The organism is Sphingopyxis sp. YR583 (genome assembly GCF_900108295.1).
Classification (GTDB): domain Bacteria; phylum Pseudomonadota; class Alphaproteobacteria; order Sphingomonadales; family Sphingomonadaceae; genus Sphingopyxis.
Genome location: NZ_FNWK01000001.1, coordinates 2408043 through 2427075, shown reverse-complemented (window position 1 = coordinate 2427075; position 19033 = coordinate 2408043). Strand labels below are relative to the sequence as shown.

Genomic DNA, 19033 nt, shown 5'->3' with positions numbered 1-19033 from the left:
TGACCGCCGCCTGAAGGTTAGGCGGCGGATATGTTGCTGCACATCATCGCGCGCGGGCGCATCGGGCGCGGGCCCGAGGCCGAGCTGGTCGAGCGCTATATGAAGCGCGTGACTTGGGCGCAGAAGATTTCGGAGCTTCCCGATACGGGCGGTCGCATGCCCGCCGCGGCAGAGAATAGCCGTACCATCCTGCTCGACGAGGGCGGCGACCAGATGTCGTCGCTCGAATTTGCCAAATTGCTCGAAAAATGGCGCGACGGCGGCGTGCGCGAAGCGCGCTTCTGCCTTGGCGCCGCCGACGGTTTCACCCCCGAGGAACGCGAGGGCGCCGACAAGGTCATCGCCTTTGGCCGTGCGACCTGGCCGCATCTGATGGCGCGTGCGATGCTCGCCGAACAATTGTGGCGCGCGACCAGCATCGTCGCGAACCACCCCTATCACCGCGAAGGTCGCCAGTGAGGCGCGCGCTTTCCGCCATCGCGATCGCGGCCGTTTTTGCGGGCGGCGCGCTCGCGCTGGCGCAGAGCGACATCTTCGATCCGCAGGCGATCGCCGCGCGCGAACGCAGCCAGTTACTCGCCGCCAAGCAGCAATCGGCGGCGGCGATGGCGCGCAGCGCGCTGCTCGAAAAACAGGCGGTGGCCGCAGTCAGCGAGGCCGACCGGCTCAAGAAACGCAGCGCAGCGCTCGCGGCGCGCATCCAGTCGGCCGAAGCCGACATCAGCGCCGGCGAAGCGCGCGTCGCGCTCGTCACGCGCCGCCTCTCGGCGCAGCGCGCACGGCTTGCGCAGCAGCAGCAGCCTTTGCTCGAACTTGCCGCCTCGCTCCAGCAATTGAGCCGCCAGCCGCCGGTCAGCGTGCTCGCGCAGCCGGGATCGCTGACCGACATGGTGCATGCGCGCGCGGTGATCGACGCCGCCATGCCGGTGATCGAGCGCCGTACCGCCGGGGCGCGACGCGAACTCGCCGCGCTGCAGACGATGCGGCAGCAACAGGCGGTGGCGCTGCGGGCGCTTTCGACGAGCAAGACACAACTCGCAGCACGGCGCGACGCGCTGACGCGACTCGAGAATGAGGGCCGGCTGCGCTCGCGCGAATTGATGAGCAGCGCGCAGCTCGAGGCCGACCGCGCATTGGGGCTCGGTGAGAAAGCGCGCGATATCGTCGATCTGATGGACAGCCTCGAAGCCGACAGCGCGGTGCGCGCCGAGCTTGCCCAGCTCGCCGGGCCGCTGCCGCGCCCGCGCAATCCCGAGGGTAGCGTTATGAGCGCCGCCCCGCCCGCAGCCGCCGCCGAGGCCGAACTGACGCAGGGCGCCTATCGCCTGCCCGTCGTCGGGCGGATCGTCGCGGGGCTGGGCGAGGTCAATGAAAGCGGCGTGCGGTCGCGCGGGGTGACGATCGCGGCGCGCCCGGGCGGCCAGGTCGTCGCGCCCGCCCCCGGCCGCGTCGGCTTTGCCGGCGATTATCGCGGCTATGGCAAGATCGTCATCATCGACCATGGCGGCGGCTGGGTCTCGTTGCTCACCGGCATGATCGCGCTTTCGGTCGGGGTCGGCGACACGCTCGACGCCGGGGCGCCGGTCGGTCGCGCGGGATCGGACGACAGCCGCATCACCGTCGAGCTGCGCCGCGCCGGACGCCCGGTCGATATCGTCGCGATGATCGGCTGATCGCCCCCGGTTAATCGCCCGTTAGACCGGCGTGCCGCATACGGATGCCACGCTTGACGCCCGCAGATTTGCTTAGGAGGATGGCGTACCGGGGATTATAAGGCGGGATTGCTCTCGCGTGACTGAAAGACGCCCATGACCGAATCGACCAAGACCACCGCGTCCGGAACCCCTGCATCGCCTCGCCGCCGCTTCGCCTTGTGGCAGGGCGCGGCCGCGCTTTCGACGCTGGCGCTCGTACCGCTCGCGACCGGTGCGATGGCGACCGTCGATTCGAAGACGCAGGAAGAAATTTCGCGCTTCATGGACGTCTATCTCGAGGTCAAATCCAACTATGTCGAACAGGTCGACGATTCGAAGCTGATCGAAGGCGCGATCAACGGCATGCTCGCCAGCCTCGATCCGCATTCGGGCTATCTCGACGCGCGCGGTTTCTCGAACCTCAGAACCCAGACCGACGGCGAATATGGCGGGCTGGGCCTGTCGGTGACGATGGAAGACGGCGTCGTGAAGGTGATCGCACCGACCGCCGACACCCCGGCGGACAAGGCCGGGATCAAGGCCGGCGACTATATCACGCATATCAACAAGGAACTGATCTTCGGCCTGACGCTCGACGAAGCGGTCGAACAGATGCGCGGTAAACCCGGCACCAAGATCGACATCACCGTCGTGCGCGAAGGGCAGGACAAGCCGATGGAGCTTTCGCTGACGCGCGAGATCATCGACCTGAAGCCCGTCAAATGGGAAGTCAGCGGCGACGTCGGCGTGCTCACCGTCACCAGCTTCTCGGCCGACGCGACGACCGACCTCAAGGCCGCGATGTTCGCGGTGGAAAAATCGCTCGGCAAGAAACCGCGCGGCTGGATCCTCGATCTGCGCTCGAACCCGGGCGGGCTGCTCGACGAGGCCGTCGGGATCAGCGACCTGTTCCTCGAACGCGGCGAGATCGTCTCGCAGCGCGGACGGAAAAAGGGCGACATCGAACGCTATTTCGCCGAACCCGGCGATCTCGCTGGCGGTGCGCCCGTCGTCGTTCTGATCGACTCGGGATCGGCTTCGGCTTCGGAGATCGTCGCGGGCGCGCTGCAGGACCAGCACCGCGCGGTCGTGATGGGCGAACGCAGTTTCGGCAAGGGATCGGTGCAGACCGTCCTGCCGCTGACCGACACCACGGCGCTGCGCCTGACCACCGCGCGTTACTATACGCCGTCGGGCCGCAGCGTACAGGAAGGCGGGATCGAACCCGACATCCGCGTGCCGCAGATTTCGGATCCCGATTATGCCTCGCGGCCGAAGTTCCGCGAAAGCGACCTGCGCCGTCACCTCGTCAACGAAAAGAAGGTCGACAACGGCCTGCTCGAAAAGGACGAAAAGGCCGATCCGCGCTTCACCGCGACCGCTGCCGAGCTCAAGGAAAAGGGCATCGAGGACTTCCAGCTTCACTATGCGCTGCAGACGATCGGGCGGATCAACCCGGGGGCGCCGCGGATGGCGCAAAGCGGCAAGCCGCCGGTGAAGCCCGCCAAGCCCACCGCGCGCAACTAAGAGGACGCGGCACATGCTGAACTCGCGCCTCGCCGCGCCCGTCGTCGCGTTCCTCGCGCCGCTGCTCCTCTATGGCGGCGCGCTGGTGTCGCAATATGGCTTCGGCCTCCACCCGTGCGAGATGTGTTACTGGCAACGCTGGCCGCATCAGGCGGCGATCCTGCTCGCGCTGCTCGCGCTGCTGCTTCGCCGGAACGACAAGGCGATGCGCACGCTGACCCTGCTCGCGGCGATCGCAATTGGCATCAGCGGCGCGATCGGCGTCTTTCACGCCGGGGTCGAATATGGCTTTTGGGAAGGCATCACGACCTGCGCGACCGGCGGCGCCGGCCCGGTGTCGCTCGACGCGATTATGAACGCGCCGCTGATCCGCTGCGACACCGCGCAATGGACATTGTTCGGCGTGTCGCTCGCGGGTTTCAACGCGATCTTCTCCCTCGGCGCGGCGGCGTTCGTCTTGACCTTGCTGCGCCGGAAGACCACATCGGCGACATGAGCAAAGCTGGTAAAAACGCATCGATGATCCGCGTCGACCAGGCGGGCGAATATGGCGCGACGCGCATCTATGCCGGCCAGCTCGCGGTGATGGGCGACCGCCATCCGATGGCGCGCGAGATCGCGCATATGGCCGAGCAGGAAGAGCGTCACCGCAAATTCTTCGACGACATGATTGCCAAGCGCGGCGTTCGCCCGACCGCGCTACAGCCCTTCTGGAACGTCGCGGGTTTTGCCCTCGGTGCCGTGACCGCCGCCATGGGCCCGCGCGCCGCAATGGCGTGCACCGCGGCGGTCGAGACCGAGATCGATCGCCATTACAGCGACCAGCTCGACGAACTCGGCGACAGCGACCCCGAACTCAGCGCCGCGGTCGAAGATTTCCGCGCCGAGGAACTCGAGCATAAGGAAGCCGCACTCGCGGCGGGCGCCGAAAGCGCGCCGGGCTACCCGATCTTGAGCTTCGCTATCCGCGCGGGTTGCCGTGCAGCCATCGCGCTGTCGAAACGTATCTGATACACTATCGCACGCACCGTTCATGGCGGATGCAGGGTCGCGGTGCCAAGCCGCACCAAATTGACAAAGGATGATCGAGATGACCCGCCTCCCCCTGTTCGCGCTGATCCTCGCCGGCAGCGCCGCCGCCATGCCCGCCGCGGCCCAGCAGCAGACGGTCGATGCCGAAAAGATCAATCAGGTCATCGTTTACGGCAATGACAAATGCGAACAGTCGAGCCCCGACGAGATCGTCGTCTGTAACCGCCTGCCCGAAACCGAGCGCTATCGCGTTCCCGAGATGCTGCGCGGCAACCCCCTCGACGTGCGAAACGAAGCCTGGGCGAACAAGGTCGTCGCGCTCGAACGCGTCGGCCGCTTCGGCACCGACAGTTGCTCGCCGACCGGGCTCGGTGGCTTTACCGGCTGTACGCAGGCGCTGGTCGCGGGTGCGAAGGCCGAACGTCAGGCCGCGAACAAGACCGACTGGCAGGCGATGATCGCCGACGAACGCGCGAAGCGCATCGCCGGCATCGACGCTGCGGCGGACGAAGTCGAGGCCGCCGTCGTCGCCGAGGAACGCGCACTCGCCGAACGGCAGAAGGCGGCAGAAGAACTCGAACGTCAGGCCAGCGGCCAGGCCCCCGCGCCGACCGCACCCGACGAGGCGGACGCACAGCCGCTTCCGACCCCGCCGAAGCACTAATCCGCCTCCCTTCCGAAAACCCCTTTTTCCGCCTCCAAAAGGCGGCACATCCTGCCAAAATTGCAGCATTTTTGCGGCCTAGCGCGATTCAGTTGCGAATCCGCGCCGAACCGAGTGCAAAAATTAACGAATCGCTGGCAGAGTGTCTTGACTTGGGAATTTTTGGGGCAAAACGTGCGGTTCTGGGAATCGCCAGCCTAAGGGGGCTGTAACATGGCATCAACATTTGGACCGCGCCTGTGGAGGCGCACGACCGTCAGCGTGCCGCCGGCACGGAGTCTTGGTCGCCGGATGACATGGCATGCCGCTGCCGCCCTCCTCGCTTTTGCCGCCCTTCAGATCTGGCTCGTGATGGGCGCGGTCGCCGCGGGAGCGCCGTCGGCCTTCATCGTCGTCGCGCTGATCATGTTGCTCGCGCTGGCGCTTCCCGTCGCGCGCTCGACCGAACGGCATTGGTATAAGCTCAGCCGCCAGGCGCTCGCCAGCTGGGGTCTTCATGCCCGCTTCCGCCGCGACGTCCGCCGCCTGTGGGTCGCCGCGCTGACGCTGCCCTTCCTGTGGATCAGCAGCGCCACCGTCGCAACCGACGCGATCGCCGCGATCATCAAGTAAGCCGTCCTGGCCGGGTTTGACGCTGACCCGCGTGCCGTATAGGGCGCGGGGATGCTGACCGTTTCCGAAGCCCTCGACCGCGCGCAGATGCTGTGCGACGCCGCGACCAAGGCTGGCGCCGATGCCGCCGACGCGCTCTATTATTGCAATGCCGCGACCTCGGTCTCGATGCGGCTTGGCGCGCTCGAGGATGTCGAGCGGTCGGAGGGGCAGGATATTTCGCTCCGCGTCTTCGTCGGCCAGCGCAGCGCGAGCGTGTCGACTGCCGACATGGACGCGGGCGAACTCGCCAAGCTGGTCGAACGCTGCGTCGCGATGGCGCGCGAGGCGCCCGAGGATCCCTATGCCGGCCTCGCCCCCGAAGAGCTGCTGTCCAAGGGACCAATTCCCGATTTCGACCTCGACGATGGAAGCGAAGCCGATCCCGCCGCACTGCGCGAGGCCGCGCTGGCGGTCGAGGAAGCCGCGCGCGCCGTCGCGGGGGTTACCAACAGCGAAGGCGGCAGCGCGAGCCACAGCCGTACCCGCTTCGCGCTCGCGACCAGCCACGGCTTTGCGGGCGGCTATGGTTCGAGCGGCCACAGCCTGTCGGCGAGCGTCATCGCGGGCGAAGGCGCGAACATGCAGCGCGACTATGGCTGGCACAGCGCACATCATTTCTCCGACCTCGAAAGCACGGGCGAGATCGGTGCGCGCGCCGGCACCCGCGCGGTCGCGCGCCTCAATCCCGGCAAGGCGCCGAACGGCAAGCTTCCCGTCATCCTCGACCCGCGGATCAGCGGCGGCATCATCGGCCACCTGCTCGGCGCGATCGCCGGACCCGCGATCGCGCGCGGGACGAGCTTCCTGCTCGGCAAGGAAGACCAGATGCTGTTCGACAGCAGCATCGTCATCCGCGACGAACCCCACCGTCTGCGCGGCCTGCGCAGCCGCGCTTTCGACGGCGAGGGCCTGCCGACCGCGGCACGCGACATCGTTGCCGATGGCAAGATCACCGGCTGGCTTCTCGACACCGCATCGGCCAAACAGCTCGGCCTGACCCCGACTGGCCACGCCAGCCGCGGCGGCGGCGCATCGGGCGTCGGCGCCAGCAACCTGCATCTCGCGGCAGGCAGCGCGACGCCCGCGGCGCTGATGGAAGGCATCACCGTCGGCGTCTACATCACCGAACTAATAGGCCACGGCGTCAACCCGGTCACCGGCGATTACAGCCGCGGCGCCTCGGGCTTCCTGATCCGTCACGGTGCGCTCGCCGGGCCGATCGCGGAATTCACGATCGCCGGCAATCTGGTCGATATGTTCGCCGCGCTGATCCCTGCGAACAATCTGGAATTCCGGCACGGCACCAACGCGCCGACGCTGCGCATCGACGGTATGACCGTCGCGTCGAGCTAGGACCACGGCAATGCTCGGCCGCAACCTCGAAGCCGCGATCGCTGCGACGCGCGAAGTCGGCGACATGGCGATGGCGCGCTGGCGCGGCGAGGGGCAAGCGGTCAATGTCTGGAACAAGTCGCACGACAATCCCGTTAGCGACGTCGATCTCGCGGTCGATGCACGGCTGAAGGCCGTGCTCGGCGCGATGGCGCCCGAAGCTGGGTGGCTCTCCGAAGAGACCGCGGACAATGAGGCTCGCCTGTCGTGCCGCGCGATGTGGTGCGTCGACCCGATCGACGGAACCCGCGACTTCATTCGCGGCCGCCCCGGCTGGTGCGTGTCGGTCGCGCTGGTGATCGACGGCACGCCCGAGTTCGGTATCCTCTACGCGCCCGCGCTCGACGAATTATGGGTAGCGCAAAAGGGCCAGGGCGCACTGCTCAACGGCGAGACCCTTCGCGCGAGCCAGCGCACACAGTTTCCGGGATCGCGCGTTCCAGCCGATGCGCTGCCAAAGGTCGATAACGATCTGGTCGTCGTGACCAAGCCGAACAGCATCGCGCTCCGCATGGCGCTCGTCGCCGACGACCGCGCCGACCTCGTCGCGACGTTGCGATGGGGATTCGAATGGGACGTCGCCGCCGCCGCGCTCATCGCAAGTGAGGCGGGGGCGACCGTTACCGACGCCTTCGGTGATGCGCTGAAGTTCAATACGCCTCGCGCGCAGGCCTTTGGCGTCATCGCCTGCGCGCCGGGGATTCATGCGGCGGTCGTCGACCGCTTGCGCGATCGCGCGGTCGCACTTACATCGCATTCGTGACCAGCCGTTCCGACACGCAATCCACCGCAGTTCGCTTGACTTTCGGGGCGACTCACCCTAACTGCGCGAGCATTCCGACAGCCTGACCGGACGGCGAAGCGCTCGCATGCGCATCGTGGTCCGTTTTTTGCGTTGGAAATTCAGACGCTTTGAGATGGGGCCGTTTGCCTGCGGCCCTGTGGAGCAGGAGAAAGTTACCAATGGCACGTATCGCGGGCGTCAACTTGCCCACCAACAAGCGCGTGATCATCGCGCTCACCTATATCCACGGCATCGGCCGCAAGAGCGCGATCGACATCGCCGACAAGCTCGGCATCGACCACACGCGCCGCGTTCAGGATCTTTCGGATGCCGAAATCCTGCAGATCCGTGAAACGCTCGACGCCGACCACACGGTCGAGGGTGATCTTCGCCGCAACACGGCGATGAACATCAAGCGCCTGATGGACCTCGCCTGCTATCGCGGCCTGCGTCATCGCAAGGGCCTTCCGGTCCGTGGCCAGCGCACGCACACCAATGCGCGCACCCGCAAGGGCAAGGCCAAGGCGATCGCCGGCAAGAAGAAATAAGGTCTGAGCGCGTCCATCCGGGCGCGCTTCCTTATTTCCCCAGCCGGGGCAGCGGCCAACGCCCGCCACCGGCCATTCAGGATTAGGACAGGATTATATCATGGCTCGTGAACCGCAGCGCCTTCGTCGGCGCGAACGCAAGAACATCTCGTCGGGCGTCGCCCACGTCAACGCGACCTTCAACAACACGATGATCACCATCACCGACGCACAGGGCAATGCGATTGCCTGGTCGAGCGCCGGCATGATGGGCTTCAAGGGAAGCCGCAAGTCGACCCCGTATGCCGCGCAGGTTTGCGCCGAAGACGCGGGCAAGAAGGCCGCCGAACATGGCGTCCGCACGCTCGAAGTCGAAGTCAAGGGCCCCGGCGCTGGCCGTGAATCGGCTCTGCGCGCCCTGCAGGCGGTCGGTTTCCACATCACGTCGATCCGCGACGTGACGCCGATCCCGCACAATGGCGTCCGCCCGGCCAAGCGCCGCCGCGTCTGACGACATTTTCGGACGCGCCCCACTATCGGGGCGCCGTCCGCGCAAAAATCCTCGCTGGACTGGCAAGCCGACCCCTGCCCGTCCCGCCCAAAGCAAAGGGAAGTCTATGACTGTCAATATCCGGAACTGGCAGGAATTGAAGAAGCCCAGCAACCTGGAAATCAAGGCTGGCAGCGACGGCAAGCGCAAGGCGACCTTCGTCGCCGAACCGCTCGAGCGCGGCTTTGGCCTGACGCTCGGCAACGCGCTGCGTCGCGTATTGCTCTCGTCGCTCCAGGGTGCGGCTATCACGTCGATCAAGATCGAGAACGTGCTCCACGAATTCTCGAGCCTCGCCGGCGTGCGTGAAGATGTCACCGACATCGTCCTCAACGTGAAGCAGATCGCGCTCAAGATGGAAGGCGAAGGCCCGAAGCGTCTTCAGCTTTCGGCGACCGGTCCCGCGACCGTCAAGGCCGGCGACATCATGGTGTCGGGAGACATCAAGGTGATGAACCCGAACCACGTCATCTGCCACCTCGACGATGGTGCGACGCTGAACATGGAACTCGTTGCCGACACCGGCAAGGGCTATGTTCCCGCGACCGCAAACCGTCCGATCGACGCGCCGATCGGCCTGATCCCGGTCGACTCGCTTTACTCGCCCGTGCGTCAGGTCGCCTACAAGGTCGACAATGCCCGCATCGGTCAGGAACTGGACTATGACAAGCTGAACCTGACCGTCGAAACCGACGGCACGGTGACCCCGGAAGACGCCGTCGCTTACGCCGCGCGCATCCTCCAGGACCAGCTCCAGGTCTTCGTCCACTTCGAAGAAGCGATGAACGACAGCGGCATGATCGGCATGGCGGCTCCATCGACCACCGCCGACGAGTCGGACGTCAATCAGCTCAACCGCTTCCTTCTCAAGAAGGTCGACGAGCTCGAACTGTCGGTCCGCTCGGCGAACTGCCTCAAGAACGACAACATCATCTATATCGGTGATCTCGTTCAGAAGACCGAAGCCGAAATGCTTCGCACGCCAAACTTCGGCCGCAAGTCCTTGAACGAAATCAAGGAAGTGCTGTCGTCAATGGGCCTGCGCCTCGGCATGGACATCCCCGGCTGGCCGCCGGAAAACATCGAGGAAATGGCCAAGAAGCTCGAACAGGAACTTCTCGGCTGATCTTGCGCCCCGGCTTCGGCCGGGGCCACCAACGGGAATGGGTCGGCCCGCAATCGACCTGGCTTGGGGTACCAGAAGGGCCCCATCAAAGTACTACTTTGATGGGAACCCGCTAAACGGCCCCTCTGACAAACGAAGGAATGGATTATGCGTCATAAATCGGGTGGCCGGAAGCTTCAGCGCACGAGCGCGCATCGCACGGCCCTGTTCCGCAACATGTCGGCTTCGCTCATCAAGCATGAGCAGATCACGACGACCGTCGCCAAGGCGAAGGAACTGCGTCCCTATGTCGAAAAGCTGGTGACCCTCGCCAAGCGCGGTGGCCTCGCCAACCGCCGCCTCGCGAACAGCCGCCTGCTCGACGACACGCAGCTCAAGAAGCTGTTCGACGTCCTCGCCGAACGTTACAAGGACCGCAACGGCGGCTACACCCGCATCATCAAGGCCGGCATCCGCGCCTCGGACGCGGCTCCGATGGCCGTCATCGAATTCGTCGATCGCGACGTCGATGCCAAGGGCCAGGATTCGGGCCCGGTCGAACAGTATGACGACGAGGTCGAAGCCGCATAAGCGCGCTTTCAGCGACACAGGATCAAGGGCGGCGTCCGAAAGGATGGCCGCCCTTTTTCATTTTGTCGTCATCACTGGAAATAAGGCGGAACAGGATCCGACGGCGATGGCGCGACACCTTGTGCGCTCACGATCAATCCGCGGCTGATCATGTAGTCTACCCGTGTCCGGCCCTGAAAGCCGGTAAAAGGAAGCGGCACCCCTTGGACGCCATCGGGTATCAGCACGACACCATATGTGCCTCGATCCTGAGAAAACACGTAATCCTTGGGGACATAGGCCGGACACCGAGGAATGGTGATGGCATAACGCATTTCGACGCGCTCGCCGACTGCCATATCACCTCTGTAAACATGCAGGATGCGAAGCGTACCGATACCCTGCTTCGCCGTCGTGATCGAACGCTCGACCACAGCATAAACGATCGCCTTTGCACCGCCTACCTGTGCCCGGAAATCCTCCTCGCGTTGCGCAACTGCTTTGGGGTGCACGTTAAGCGGCGGACAGGCCAGAGCCGCAGTCGGCGCGGCCAGCAATGACAGAATGATCAATCGTTTCATCGGCCTTCCCCGGAGACGAAGATAGCGCGCGATCATCAACATCTCGTAAAGGCGACTCCTCCGAGATGATCGAGGCGATTGACACAGGATCCGTTATATCCGATATTTCTGTTATGACAGAAATTACCGAACATACATCGAAACTGTCACCCGCCGCGACCGAGTTCATTCTCCATTGGGGCAATCTCGGCGGCCAGTGGGGCGTCAACCGGTCGGTGGCGCAGATCCATGCGCTGCTCTTCATTTCCGACCATCCGCTCCCTGCCGAAGACATCGCAGAGATGCTCGGGCTTGCACGTTCGAACGTGTCCAATTCGATCAAGGAGCTGCTCGGCTGGCGGCTGATCGAACGAGTCCCCTTGCTCGGCGACCGGCGCGACCATTTCACCGCCGAAAAGGACATATGGGAAATGGTCACGCGGATCGCCGCAGGTCGCAAGGCCCGCGAGATCGATCCCGCCGAGGCGGCATTGAAGGCATGTGTCGCGCGCGCGGCAGGCGATCCGCAATTGAGCGGCGAGGCCAAGGCACGCCTCGCCGATATGCTCGACTTCGTCACCACGATGGGTCGCTGGCACGACGAGATGCTGAACGTGCCCAAACCCGCACTGATGCGGCTGATCAAGCTCGGCGCCGGGGTGACGAAGCTGATCAACTGGCGCCCGGGCAAGAGCAAGGACGCCGGATAGGAGGTCAATGATGCGGGGCGTAGCAAAGCGCGTAGCCGACACCGAGGGCATTCCCGCGCACGAAAGCGACGATGCGACCACCGACGATCGCTTCCGCCGCCTTGTCGCGCGCGCCGCTTGGGACGCGCTTCCCGAAGACGTCCGTCGCCGCTTCGCCAAGCCCCTCTCCGGAACGGCGGTTGCCACCTATCGCGGGGAAATTGTGTGGACGCGCCTGTCTCGCGCGGGGTGGCTGCTCGCGCAACTCTGCCGCCTGTTCGGTGCGCCCCTGCCGACGAGCGAAAGCGGCCCCGCACCAGCCGCCGTCGCGGTCAGCGCAGACCGCAAAAGCGGTGGGCAATGCTGGACGCGGCTTTATGGCCGTGTGCGCGGCCATCCGCAGGTGATCCACAGCGTCAAGAGTTTTGCGGGACCATCGGGACTCGAAGAGCATATCGGCGCGGGGTTCGGCATGGCGCTCACCGTGACGGCAGAGGCCGATGCGCTGATCTTCACCTCCGACCATTATTTCTGGCAGGCGGCAGCGGTGCGGCTCCGCATTCCGCGCTGGCTCTCCCCCGGCACCACGGTCGTGACGCACCAGCATCTGGGCAGCGGCCGGTTCGCCTTCGACCTAAAGGTCACGCATCCGCTGCTTGGCGAGTTGCTCAATCAGCACGGGCTGTTCCGCGATGCCTGACGGACCGATCATCCTGTTCGACGCCGAATGCGTGCTATGTTCGGTCAATGCGCAGTTCGTGCTGCGGCACGACAAGGCCGCGCGCTTTCACCTCGCGTCGATCCAGGGCGAAGCGGGCGGGCTGTTGTGCCGCGAACATGGCCTCGACCCGAGCGATCCGACGACGATTCTGGTGATAGACGGCGCGCGCGTCCGGCGCGACAGCGATGCGGTACTGGCGATCTACGAAGTTCTCGGCTGGCCGTGGCGGCTGGCTTCGTCCTTCCGCCTCGTTCCCGCATTTCTTCGCGACCCGGTTTACCGGTGGGTCGCCCGCAACCGCTACCGCCTGTTCGGAAAGCGCGCGACCTGTTGGGTGGCGCCACCGGAGTATCGCAGCAGGATATTGGCATGAAGATTTTGATTCTCGGCGGCTATGGCGTGTTCGGCGGTCGCCTCGCCGAACTGCTCGCCGATATGCCGGGCCTCGATCTCTACATCTGTGGTCGTGATCTTGGCCGTGCCGAACGTTTCTGCGCCGCTTATCGCGGTGTTGCGCGCGTCCATCCGCATCTGCTCGACCGGCGCGATATCGGCCCGGCGCTCGCCGACCTCCGGCCCGACCTCGTCGTCGACGCATCGGGACCGTTTCAGGACTATGGCGCCGACGGTTATCGAGTGGTTGAGGCATGCATCGCGGCGAAGGTCGATTATCTCGACCTTGCCGACGGCGCCGATTTCGTTTTCGGCATCGACCGCTTCGATGCGGCGGCGAAAGCGGCAGGCATTTTTATCCTGTCGGGCGTCAGCAGCTTCCCCGCGCTCACCGGCGCGGTGCTGCGCGAGATGGCAAAGACGATGGACATCCGCAGCGTCGAAGGCGGGATCGCACCTTCGCCTTTTGCGGGCATCGGGCTCAACGTGATGCGCGCGGTCGTCGGCTATGCCGGCGCGCCGGTAAAGTTGCGGCGCGGCGGCAAGGACGGCCACGGTATCGGTCTCGCCGAGAGCCTGCGCTATACCGTCGCAGTGCCCGGCCGTTTGCCGCTGAGGAACATCCATTTCTCGCTTGTCGATGTCCCCGACCTCCAGCTCATCCCGCGCGCGCGCCCCGCGCTTACCGATATCTGGATGGGTGCTGGGCCGGTGCCCGAAATCCTTCACCGCATTCTGAACCTGCTCGCCAAGGCCCGCGCGCTCTTTCACCTGCCATCGCTCGAACCCTTATCGCGCCTCTTTTATGCGGTGCTCAACCGCATGCGCTTCGGCGAGCATCGCGGCGGCATGTTCATCCGCGCGCGCGGCCTCGACGGAGGAAATATGGTCGAGCGGAGCTGGCATCTTTTGGCCGAAGGCGATGACGGACCCTATATTCCATCGATGGCGATCGAGGCGATCGTCCGCAAATTGCGGGCCGGCGACCGGCCGGCGGCGGGCGCGCGGTCGAGCGTCGATGCGCTCACCCTTGCCGATTATGACGCGCTGTTCGACGGCCGCTCGATCCACACCGGCTTCCGCAGCGAGGAGCCAGGCGCCCCGCTCTATCGCCAAATCCTCGGAACCGCCTTCGACGCACTACCGCAGCAACTCCGGTTGCTTCACGGCAGCGGAACCGAACGCCGATGGCAGGGTCATGCCGAGGTGCGCCGCGGTACGGGTCTGCTCGCGCGTCTGGCCGCCGCGATCGTCGGCTTTCCCAAAGCCGCCGACCGCGTGCCGGTGACGGTCGTCTTCACCCCCGAAAAACATGGCGAGCGCTGGACCCGCGACTTCGGTGGCAGGCGCTTTGCTTCGCTGCAGTCGCGCGGCACCGGGCGGAACGACTATCTGCTCGTCGAACGCTTTGGTCCGCTATGCTTCGCCATGGCGCTCGTAGTCGAGGACGGGCGCCTCCATCTCGTCCCGCGCCGCTGGTCGGCGTTCGGCATCCCGATGCCGCGCTGGCTGATGCCCGACGGCGCCAGCTTCGAAACCGAGGTCGATGGCGCCTTTCGGTTCGACGTGGAAATCGCGGCGCCGCTCGTCGGGTTGATCGTCGCCTATCGCGGATCGCTCGCGTCCGCCTGACGAAGATCAAATCCCCTTGTCCGCTTCTTGCCGATGCTTACATACCGGCGCACGATAATTTCCCCCACAGAAAATGAGGATCGCCTTGCCATGTCCCGTAAAGCCCTGTCCGCGCCGCTGGCGCTGGTTGCCCTGACGATGCTTCCGGGTGCGGCACAGGCGGCCGATGCCGCGGCGACCTCTGCGACGGCCAAGGCCCTCGCCTATCCCGACACGGCACGCGGCGACACGGTCGATCCCCAGTTCGGGGTGAACGTCGCCGATCCCTATCGCTGGCTCGAGGACGATGTGCGCGTCAATCCGAAGGTCGCCGACTGGGTTGCGGCGCAGAACAAGGTGACCGACGCCTATCTGGACACGCTGCCCGGGCGCGACACCTTCAAGAAGCGGATGACCGAGCTTTATAATTACGAACGCTTCGGTCTGCCGACCAAGGCCGGGACGCGCTATTTCTACAGCCGCAACGACGGGCTTCAGCCGCAGTCGGTCCTGTACGTCCGCGAAGGGCTGAAGGGCGAAGGCCGGGTCCTGATCGATCCCAACGCATGGGCGAAGGACGGCGCAACCGCGCTCGGCGAATGGAACCCGTCGGAGGATGGCAAGCATCTCCTCTATTCGGTACAGGATGGCGGCACCGACTGGCGCATCGTGCGCGTCAAGGATGTCGCCACGGGCCAGGATCTGTCCGACGAGGTTCGGTGGGTCAAATTCTCCGCGCTCGACTGGGCAAAGGACGGAAGCGGCTTTTATTATTCGCGCTTCCCCGAACCCAAGGAAGGCGAAGCCTTTCAGTCGCTCAACGAGAATCACAGCGTCTATTTCCACAAGCTCGGGACGCCGCAGAGCGCCGACGTGCTGATCCATGCCACGCCCGACAAGCCCAAGCTCAACAACAGCGCTGTCGTTACCGACGATGGCAAATATCTGCTCGTCGTCGGCTCCGAAGGGACCGACGAACGTTATGGCCTGACGCTTTATCCTATCGGCAAGACCCGCGGAAAGCCGATCACCCTCGTCGACGATTTCGCGAACAATTGGGAATATGTGACCAACGAGGGCACACGCTTCACCTTCCTGACGAACAAGGGCGCGCCGCGCCAGCGGCTGGTGTCGATGGACATCAAAAAGCCCGCGCAGCTGACCCAGCTCGTTGCCGAGAGCGAGGACACGCTGGTCGGCGCGTCGCGCGTCGGCACCCGCATCATTCTCTCCTACCTCGGCGACGCCAAGTCGGAAGCGCGCATGGTCGCGCTCGACGGCAAGCCCGTCGCCAACATCAAATTGTCCGATATCGGATCGGCTTCGGGCTTCGGGGGCAAGTCCAGCGACTCCGAAACCTTCTATGCCTTTTCCAGCTACGCGCGGCCGACGACGATCTACCGCTTCGATACGCAGACCGGAAAGAGCGAGATTTTCGCCGAGCCGAAGCTGACCTTCAAACCCGACGACTTCACCGTCGAACAGCGCTTCTACAAGTCGAAGGACGGCACCGAAGTGCCGATGTTCGTCGTGATGAAAAAGGGCCTCGACCGCAGCAAGGGGTCGCCGACGCTGCTCTATGGCTATGGCGGGTTCAACGTCTCGATGACCCCCGGCTTCTCGCCCACGCGGCTTGCCTGGGTCGACAAGGGCGGGGTGCTCGCGATCGCCAACCTCCGCGGCGGCGGCGAATATGGCAAGGCGTGGCACGATGCCGGCCGGCTCGACAAGAAGCAGAATGTCTTCGACGATTTCATCGCGGCGGGCGAATATCTGATCGCCGAAGGTCTTGCCGGCAAGGGCCAGATCGCGATCGAGGGCGGATCGAACGGCGGGCTGCTCGTCGGCGCGGTGACCAATCAGCGCCCCGACCTGTTCGCCGCGGCACTGCCTGCGGTCGGCGTGATGGACATGCTGCGCTTCGACCGCTTTACCGCCGGCCGCTATTGGGTCGACGACTATGGCTATCCGTCGAAAGAAGGCGATTTCAAGAATCTGCTCGCCTATTCGCCCTACCATAATATCAAGGACGGCCGCGCCTATCCGGCGGTTCTGGTGACCACCGCCGACACCGACGACCGCGTCGTGCCGGGGCACAGCTTCAAATATACGGCGGCGCTCCAGCACGCGAAAGCAGGCGACAAACCGCACCTGATCCGCGTCGAAACCCGCGCCGGTCACGGTAGTGGCAAGCCGACCGACAAGATCATCGCCGAGGCGGCGGACAAATATGCCTTTGCGGCGAAGTGGACGGGGCTCAGCGTCGAATAATGAGCTACGCCCTCTCCTTCTCCGCGACCGATCCCGCCGCGCTGTGGGCGGAGGCAGGCGATGCCGCCGCCGCACTCGTCGCGGGCGAGCGCGATGGCATCGCCAATATGGCGAATGTCGCGGCGCTGATCTGGCAGGCGATCCCCGACCTCAACTGGGCCGGCTTCTATCGCTTCGACGGGACCGAGCTCGTCCTCGGCCCGTTTCAGGGCAAGGCGGCGTGCATCCGGATAGCGCTCGACAAGGGCGTTTGCGGTGCCGCCGCGCGGCTGCGCGCGACTCAGCGCGTCGAGGATGTCCACGCCTTTCCCGGCCATATCGCGTGCGATGCCGACAGCCGCAGCGAACTCGTCGTGCCGGTGATCGCGAACGATCGACTCGTCGGGGTGCTCGACCTCGACAGTCCGCTTCCAGCGCGCTTTACGGCGGCCGATCAGGCCGGTGCCGAGGCGCTGGTCGCGCGGATCGCCGCCGCGCTCGCCACCTAGGCCCTGACCCAAAACGGGACGCATTCTTCAGGGTTAACGGATTCGCGACGAATCGCTAATTTTGCTAACAAACTGTTAACCAATCGGTTCGGTCCGAGGGAACAGGGAGTTTGGCATGCGTACGATCGTGTTGTTGGGAATGGCCGCAGGGTCGTTGTTGCTGGCGGGACGCGCCGGCGCCGAACAGCCCGCGCTCGACTATGGTGTTCCCGCCGATCCCGACGTCCGCGTCTACACCGGCTATCCCGACCGCGTGCCGAGTGAAGTCGAATATCGCCGCGTCTCGGGCTATGATGCCGAGGGTCGCTGGACCGGCACCTGGGACGGCACTTACGAGACATCCGACGGCCGCCGCTACGAAGGCCGTTATGAAGGCACGGTCGAAGGCCATGGCGCCGGCTATCCGCCGCCGCCCGCTTACGATCCCACTTATCAGGGTGGCTATGACCCCCGTTACGACGAAGAGATGGAACGCCGCTGTGGCCGGGGGGGTACAGTGGGCGGCGCGGTTGTCGGCGGGCTCGTGGGGGGCGTCGCCGGCAACCGCATAGCCGGACGTGGCGATCGCACCACCGGCACGCTGATCGGCGCCGGGGTCGGCGCCCTCGCCGGCTCGGCAATCGGCAACGCGTCGGACAAGAAGAAGTGCGACGAATATTGGTCCAGCCGCACTGTCCGCTATCGCCATGACGGTGGCCATTATCAGGGCGGATATTATCCCGGCGGATATTCGACGAGCTATCAATATGGCGGCTATGGCTATTACACGCCCGGCGTCGTGGTCACGACGATCATCAACGGCGCGCCGGTCGTAACCGAAACGGTCGAAACGTCGACCCGCACCTATTATGAAAATGTGCCGGTGCGGAAACGCTATGTCGCGAAGAAAAAGTGGAAGCCGAAACCCAAGGCCGCCCCGCGCTGCGTCTGCTGAAATTACCAATAGGTCTGGTCACCTATACTGGTCCCAAGGCCCGTCGTCCTAACAGACGGCGGGCTTTTTCCATGCCGGACTCGGCTCGCCGCGCGCTAGCCACGGTTCAGCGGCGCGAAAGCATCGCCGACGTAGAACGCCGACATTGCGGGCCGGACCGTCCGGGGCCCCTGCAGGGAGTTTCCCTCGATGCGTAGACTGACCAGTTTCACCACCGCAGCCGCGATCGTCCTGACCTCTGTCGGGCTGAGCGCCGTTCCTGCCGAAGCGCGCGGGCGCCATCATGGCGGCTGGGGCTATCGCGACCGCGACAATATCAGCACCGGCGATGTGCTCGGCGGGCTGCTTATTATCGGTACGATTGCGGCGATCGCGAGCTCGGTCGGCAAGGACAAGCGCGAGCGCGCGCCCGATTACCGGTACGAGCCGCCCTATCGCGGCGATGACGATCGGCAGGAGGTTCCGCGTTACGAACCCGATGCGCAGAACGACACCACCCCTGGCGCCTATGGCCGCGGCGAAGCTGAGGGCCGTGCCGCCGACGCGTGCAGTTGGGCGGTCGAAGCCGAGATGGGCGACGACGCCCGCGTCGACAGCATCACCGGGACCGAGGCCTCGGGCGGCGGCTGGTACGTCACCGGCACCGCCTCGCGCCTCGGCGGCGAGGTGAAGAGCTTTGGCTGCAGCTATCGGAACGGCCGCGTCGTCGACGTCAATTTCGGCTGACCCGAACGCAATAGCGGCAAAAGGCCTCTCGCCCCGCGGCGAGGGGCCTTTCCTTTATGAACGCCAGCGAAACCAAGGCTGAACGCCAGATAAGCGTCGGGTTCAGCACGGCGTCACGGCCCCTGCGGTACACCATCCTCA

At 65.2% G+C, this 19033-nt stretch carries 22 protein-coding genes; 21 read left to right on the top strand and 1 reads right to left on the bottom strand.

Annotated features, from left to right (window positions below; all coding sequences use genetic code 11):
* Positions 1 to 30: 30 nt before the first annotated feature.
* The 13 genes from BLW56_RS11190 to rplQ all read left to right on the top strand — a co-directional run bounded on the left by BLW56_RS11190 (position 31) and on the right by rplQ (position 10520).
* A complete protein-coding gene (locus BLW56_RS11190) occupies positions 31 to 459 on the top strand; it encodes a 23S rRNA (pseudouridine(1915)-N(3))-methyltransferase RlmH (protein WP_037513908.1) in 429 nt (142 codons plus the stop codon).
* Complete coding sequence (locus BLW56_RS11185; protein WP_093510559.1) at positions 456 to 1673, top strand: murein hydrolase activator EnvC family protein; 1218 nt, start codon at positions 456 to 458, stop codon at positions 1671 to 1673. Before BLW56_RS11190 ends, BLW56_RS11185 begins: the two co-directional genes overlap by 4 nt.
* A 258-nt stretch (positions 1674 to 1931) precedes the next feature.
* Positions 1932 to 3221 (top strand): S41 family peptidase, encoded by a 1290-nt coding sequence (locus BLW56_RS11180; protein WP_256203426.1) that lies wholly within the window; start codon positions 1932 to 1934, stop codon positions 3219 to 3221.
* A 13-nt stretch (positions 3222 to 3234) separates the two neighbouring features.
* A complete protein-coding gene (locus BLW56_RS11175; RefSeq protein ID WP_093510558.1) occupies positions 3235 to 3717 on the top strand; it encodes a disulfide bond formation protein B in 483 nt (160 codons plus the stop codon).
* Positions 3714 to 4232, top strand: a complete 519-nt coding sequence (locus tag BLW56_RS11170) for a demethoxyubiquinone hydroxylase family protein (protein ID WP_093510557.1) — start codon at positions 3714 to 3716, stop codon at positions 4230 to 4232. Before BLW56_RS11175 ends, BLW56_RS11170 begins: the two co-directional genes overlap by 4 nt.
* A 79-nt stretch (positions 4233 to 4311) precedes the next feature.
* Entirely contained in the window at positions 4312 to 4917 is a 606-nt protein-coding gene (locus tag BLW56_RS11165) for a hypothetical protein (protein ID WP_093510923.1), read from the top strand.
* Positions 4918 to 5130: 213 nt separating this feature from the next.
* On the top strand, positions 5131 to 5529 hold the full coding sequence (locus tag BLW56_RS11160) for a hypothetical protein (RefSeq protein ID WP_093510556.1): 399 nt from the start codon (positions 5131 to 5133) through the stop codon (positions 5527 to 5529).
* A gap of 51 nt (positions 5530 to 5580) precedes the next feature.
* The gene (locus BLW56_RS11155) at positions 5581 to 6924 is read left to right on the top strand and encodes a TldD/PmbA family protein (RefSeq protein WP_093510555.1); all 1344 of its coding nucleotides are present in this window, start codon (positions 5581 to 5583) and stop codon (positions 6922 to 6924) included.
* Between the two features lie 10 nt (positions 6925 to 6934).
* Complete coding sequence (locus tag BLW56_RS11150; RefSeq protein ID WP_093510554.1) at positions 6935 to 7726, top strand: inositol monophosphatase family protein; 792 nt, start codon at positions 6935 to 6937, stop codon at positions 7724 to 7726.
* Positions 7727 to 7926: 200 nt separating this feature from the next.
* Positions 7927 to 8295: a 30S ribosomal protein S13 gene (gene rpsM, locus BLW56_RS11145; RefSeq protein WP_093510553.1), complete on the top strand. Its 369-nt coding sequence runs from the start codon at positions 7927 to 7929 to the stop codon at positions 8293 to 8295.
* A gap of 100 nt (positions 8296 to 8395) precedes the next feature.
* Complete coding sequence (rpsK, locus tag BLW56_RS11140) at positions 8396 to 8785, top strand: 30S ribosomal protein S11 (RefSeq protein ID WP_003040416.1); 390 nt, start codon at positions 8396 to 8398, stop codon at positions 8783 to 8785.
* A gap of 106 nt (positions 8786 to 8891) precedes the next feature.
* Positions 8892 to 9950 (top strand): DNA-directed RNA polymerase subunit alpha, encoded by a 1059-nt coding sequence (locus BLW56_RS11135; RefSeq protein ID WP_093510552.1) that lies wholly within the window; start codon positions 8892 to 8894, stop codon positions 9948 to 9950.
* Between the two features lie 147 nt (positions 9951 to 10097).
* On the top strand, positions 10098 to 10520 hold the full coding sequence (gene rplQ, locus BLW56_RS11130) for a 50S ribosomal protein L17 (RefSeq protein WP_062176961.1): 423 nt from the start codon (positions 10098 to 10100) through the stop codon (positions 10518 to 10520).
* Positions 10521 to 10591: 71 nt separating this feature from the next.
* Here rplQ and BLW56_RS11125 read toward each other — a convergent pair whose 3' ends face one another.
* Positions 10592 to 11080, bottom strand: a complete 489-nt coding sequence (locus tag BLW56_RS11125) for a hypothetical protein (RefSeq protein WP_143043439.1) — start codon at positions 11078 to 11080, stop codon at positions 10592 to 10594.
* A 113-nt stretch (positions 11081 to 11193) separates the two neighbouring features.
* Here BLW56_RS11125 and BLW56_RS11120 point away from each other — a divergent pair, with 113 nt between their 5' ends.
* From BLW56_RS11120 to BLW56_RS11085, 8 genes are all read left to right on the top strand, one after another.
* Positions 11194 to 11769, top strand: coding sequence for a GbsR/MarR family transcriptional regulator (locus BLW56_RS11120; RefSeq protein WP_093510550.1), 576 nt, complete (start codon positions 11194 to 11196; stop codon positions 11767 to 11769).
* Positions 11770 to 11779: 10 nt separating this feature from the next.
* Positions 11780 to 12448, top strand: coding sequence for a DUF4166 domain-containing protein (locus BLW56_RS11115; RefSeq protein WP_093510549.1), 669 nt, complete (start codon positions 11780 to 11782; stop codon positions 12446 to 12448).
* Positions 12441 to 12842, top strand: a complete 402-nt coding sequence (locus tag BLW56_RS11110) for a thiol-disulfide oxidoreductase DCC family protein (protein ID WP_093510548.1) — start codon at positions 12441 to 12443, stop codon at positions 12840 to 12842. The genes BLW56_RS11115 and BLW56_RS11110 overlap by 8 nt, the downstream gene beginning before the upstream one ends.
* Positions 12839 to 14494, top strand: a complete 1656-nt coding sequence (locus tag BLW56_RS11105) for an SDR family oxidoreductase (RefSeq protein WP_093510547.1) — start codon at positions 12839 to 12841, stop codon at positions 14492 to 14494. The genes BLW56_RS11110 and BLW56_RS11105 overlap by 4 nt, the downstream gene beginning before the upstream one ends.
* A gap of 90 nt (positions 14495 to 14584) precedes the next feature.
* Positions 14585 to 16744: a prolyl oligopeptidase family serine peptidase gene (locus BLW56_RS11100; protein WP_093510546.1), complete on the top strand. Its 2160-nt coding sequence runs from the start codon at positions 14585 to 14587 to the stop codon at positions 16742 to 16744.
* Positions 16744 to 17232 carry a GAF domain-containing protein gene (locus BLW56_RS11095; RefSeq protein WP_256203391.1) on the top strand — a complete coding sequence of 163 codons (489 nt, stop codon included), beginning with the start codon at positions 16744 to 16746 and terminating at the stop codon, positions 17230 to 17232. Before BLW56_RS11100 ends, BLW56_RS11095 begins: the two co-directional genes overlap by 1 nt.
* A 115-nt stretch (positions 17233 to 17347) precedes the next feature.
* A complete protein-coding gene (locus tag BLW56_RS11090) occupies positions 17348 to 18166 on the top strand; it encodes a glycine zipper 2TM domain-containing protein (RefSeq protein ID WP_093510545.1) in 819 nt (272 codons plus the stop codon).
* 189 nt (positions 18167 to 18355) lie between these two features.
* Positions 18356 to 18892 carry a hypothetical protein gene (locus BLW56_RS11085; protein WP_093510544.1) on the top strand — a complete coding sequence of 179 codons (537 nt, stop codon included), beginning with the start codon at positions 18356 to 18358 and terminating at the stop codon, positions 18890 to 18892.
* Positions 18893 to 19033: the final 141 nt, after the last annotated feature.

Bases quoted from the DNA above. Each gene is read 5' to 3' on its own strand.
- BLW56_RS11190 (WP_037513908.1), top strand. From the start codon at position 31: ATGTTGCTGCACATCATCGCGCGCGGGCGCATCGGGCGCGGGCCCGAG.
- BLW56_RS11180 (WP_256203426.1), top strand. From the start codon at position 1,932: ATGGCGACCGTCGATTCGAAGACGCAGGAAGAAATTTCGCGCTTCATG.
- BLW56_RS11175 (WP_093510558.1), top strand. From the start codon at position 3,235: ATGCTGAACTCGCGCCTCGCCGCGCCCGTCGTCGCGTTCCTCGCGCCG.
- BLW56_RS11170 (WP_093510557.1), top strand. From the start codon at position 3,714: ATGAGCAAAGCTGGTAAAAACGCATCGATGATCCGCGTCGACCAGGCG.
- BLW56_RS11165 (WP_093510923.1), top strand. From the start codon at position 4,312: ATGACCCGCCTCCCCCTGTTCGCGCTGATCCTCGCCGGCAGCGCCGCC.
- BLW56_RS11160 (WP_093510556.1), top strand. From the start codon at position 5,131: ATGGCATCAACATTTGGACCGCGCCTGTGGAGGCGCACGACCGTCAGC.
- BLW56_RS11155 (WP_093510555.1), top strand. From the start codon at position 5,581: ATGCTGACCGTTTCCGAAGCCCTCGACCGCGCGCAGATGCTGTGCGAC.
- BLW56_RS11150 (WP_093510554.1), top strand. From the start codon at position 6,935: ATGCTCGGCCGCAACCTCGAAGCCGCGATCGCTGCGACGCGCGAAGTC.
- rpsM (WP_093510553.1), top strand. From the start codon at position 7,927: ATGGCACGTATCGCGGGCGTCAACTTGCCCACCAACAAGCGCGTGATC.
- rpsK (WP_003040416.1), top strand. From the start codon at position 8,396: ATGGCTCGTGAACCGCAGCGCCTTCGTCGGCGCGAACGCAAGAACATC.
- BLW56_RS11135 (WP_093510552.1), top strand. From the start codon at position 8,892: ATGACTGTCAATATCCGGAACTGGCAGGAATTGAAGAAGCCCAGCAAC.
- rplQ (WP_062176961.1), top strand. From the start codon at position 10,098: ATGCGTCATAAATCGGGTGGCCGGAAGCTTCAGCGCACGAGCGCGCAT.
- BLW56_RS11125 (WP_143043439.1), bottom strand. From the start codon at position 11,080: ATGAAACGATTGATCATTCTGTCATTGCTGGCCGCGCCGACTGCGGCT.
- BLW56_RS11120 (WP_093510550.1), top strand. From the start codon at position 11,194: ATGACAGAAATTACCGAACATACATCGAAACTGTCACCCGCCGCGACC.
- BLW56_RS11115 (WP_093510549.1), top strand. From the start codon at position 11,780: ATGCGGGGCGTAGCAAAGCGCGTAGCCGACACCGAGGGCATTCCCGCG.
- BLW56_RS11110 (WP_093510548.1), top strand. From the start codon at position 12,441: ATGCCTGACGGACCGATCATCCTGTTCGACGCCGAATGCGTGCTATGT.
- BLW56_RS11105 (WP_093510547.1), top strand. From the start codon at position 12,839: ATGAAGATTTTGATTCTCGGCGGCTATGGCGTGTTCGGCGGTCGCCTC.
- BLW56_RS11100 (WP_093510546.1), top strand. From the start codon at position 14,585: ATGTCCCGTAAAGCCCTGTCCGCGCCGCTGGCGCTGGTTGCCCTGACG.
- BLW56_RS11095 (WP_256203391.1), top strand. From the start codon at position 16,744: ATGAGCTACGCCCTCTCCTTCTCCGCGACCGATCCCGCCGCGCTGTGG.
- BLW56_RS11090 (WP_093510545.1), top strand. From the start codon at position 17,348: ATGCGTACGATCGTGTTGTTGGGAATGGCCGCAGGGTCGTTGTTGCTG.
- BLW56_RS11085 (WP_093510544.1), top strand. From the start codon at position 18,356: ATGCGTAGACTGACCAGTTTCACCACCGCAGCCGCGATCGTCCTGACC.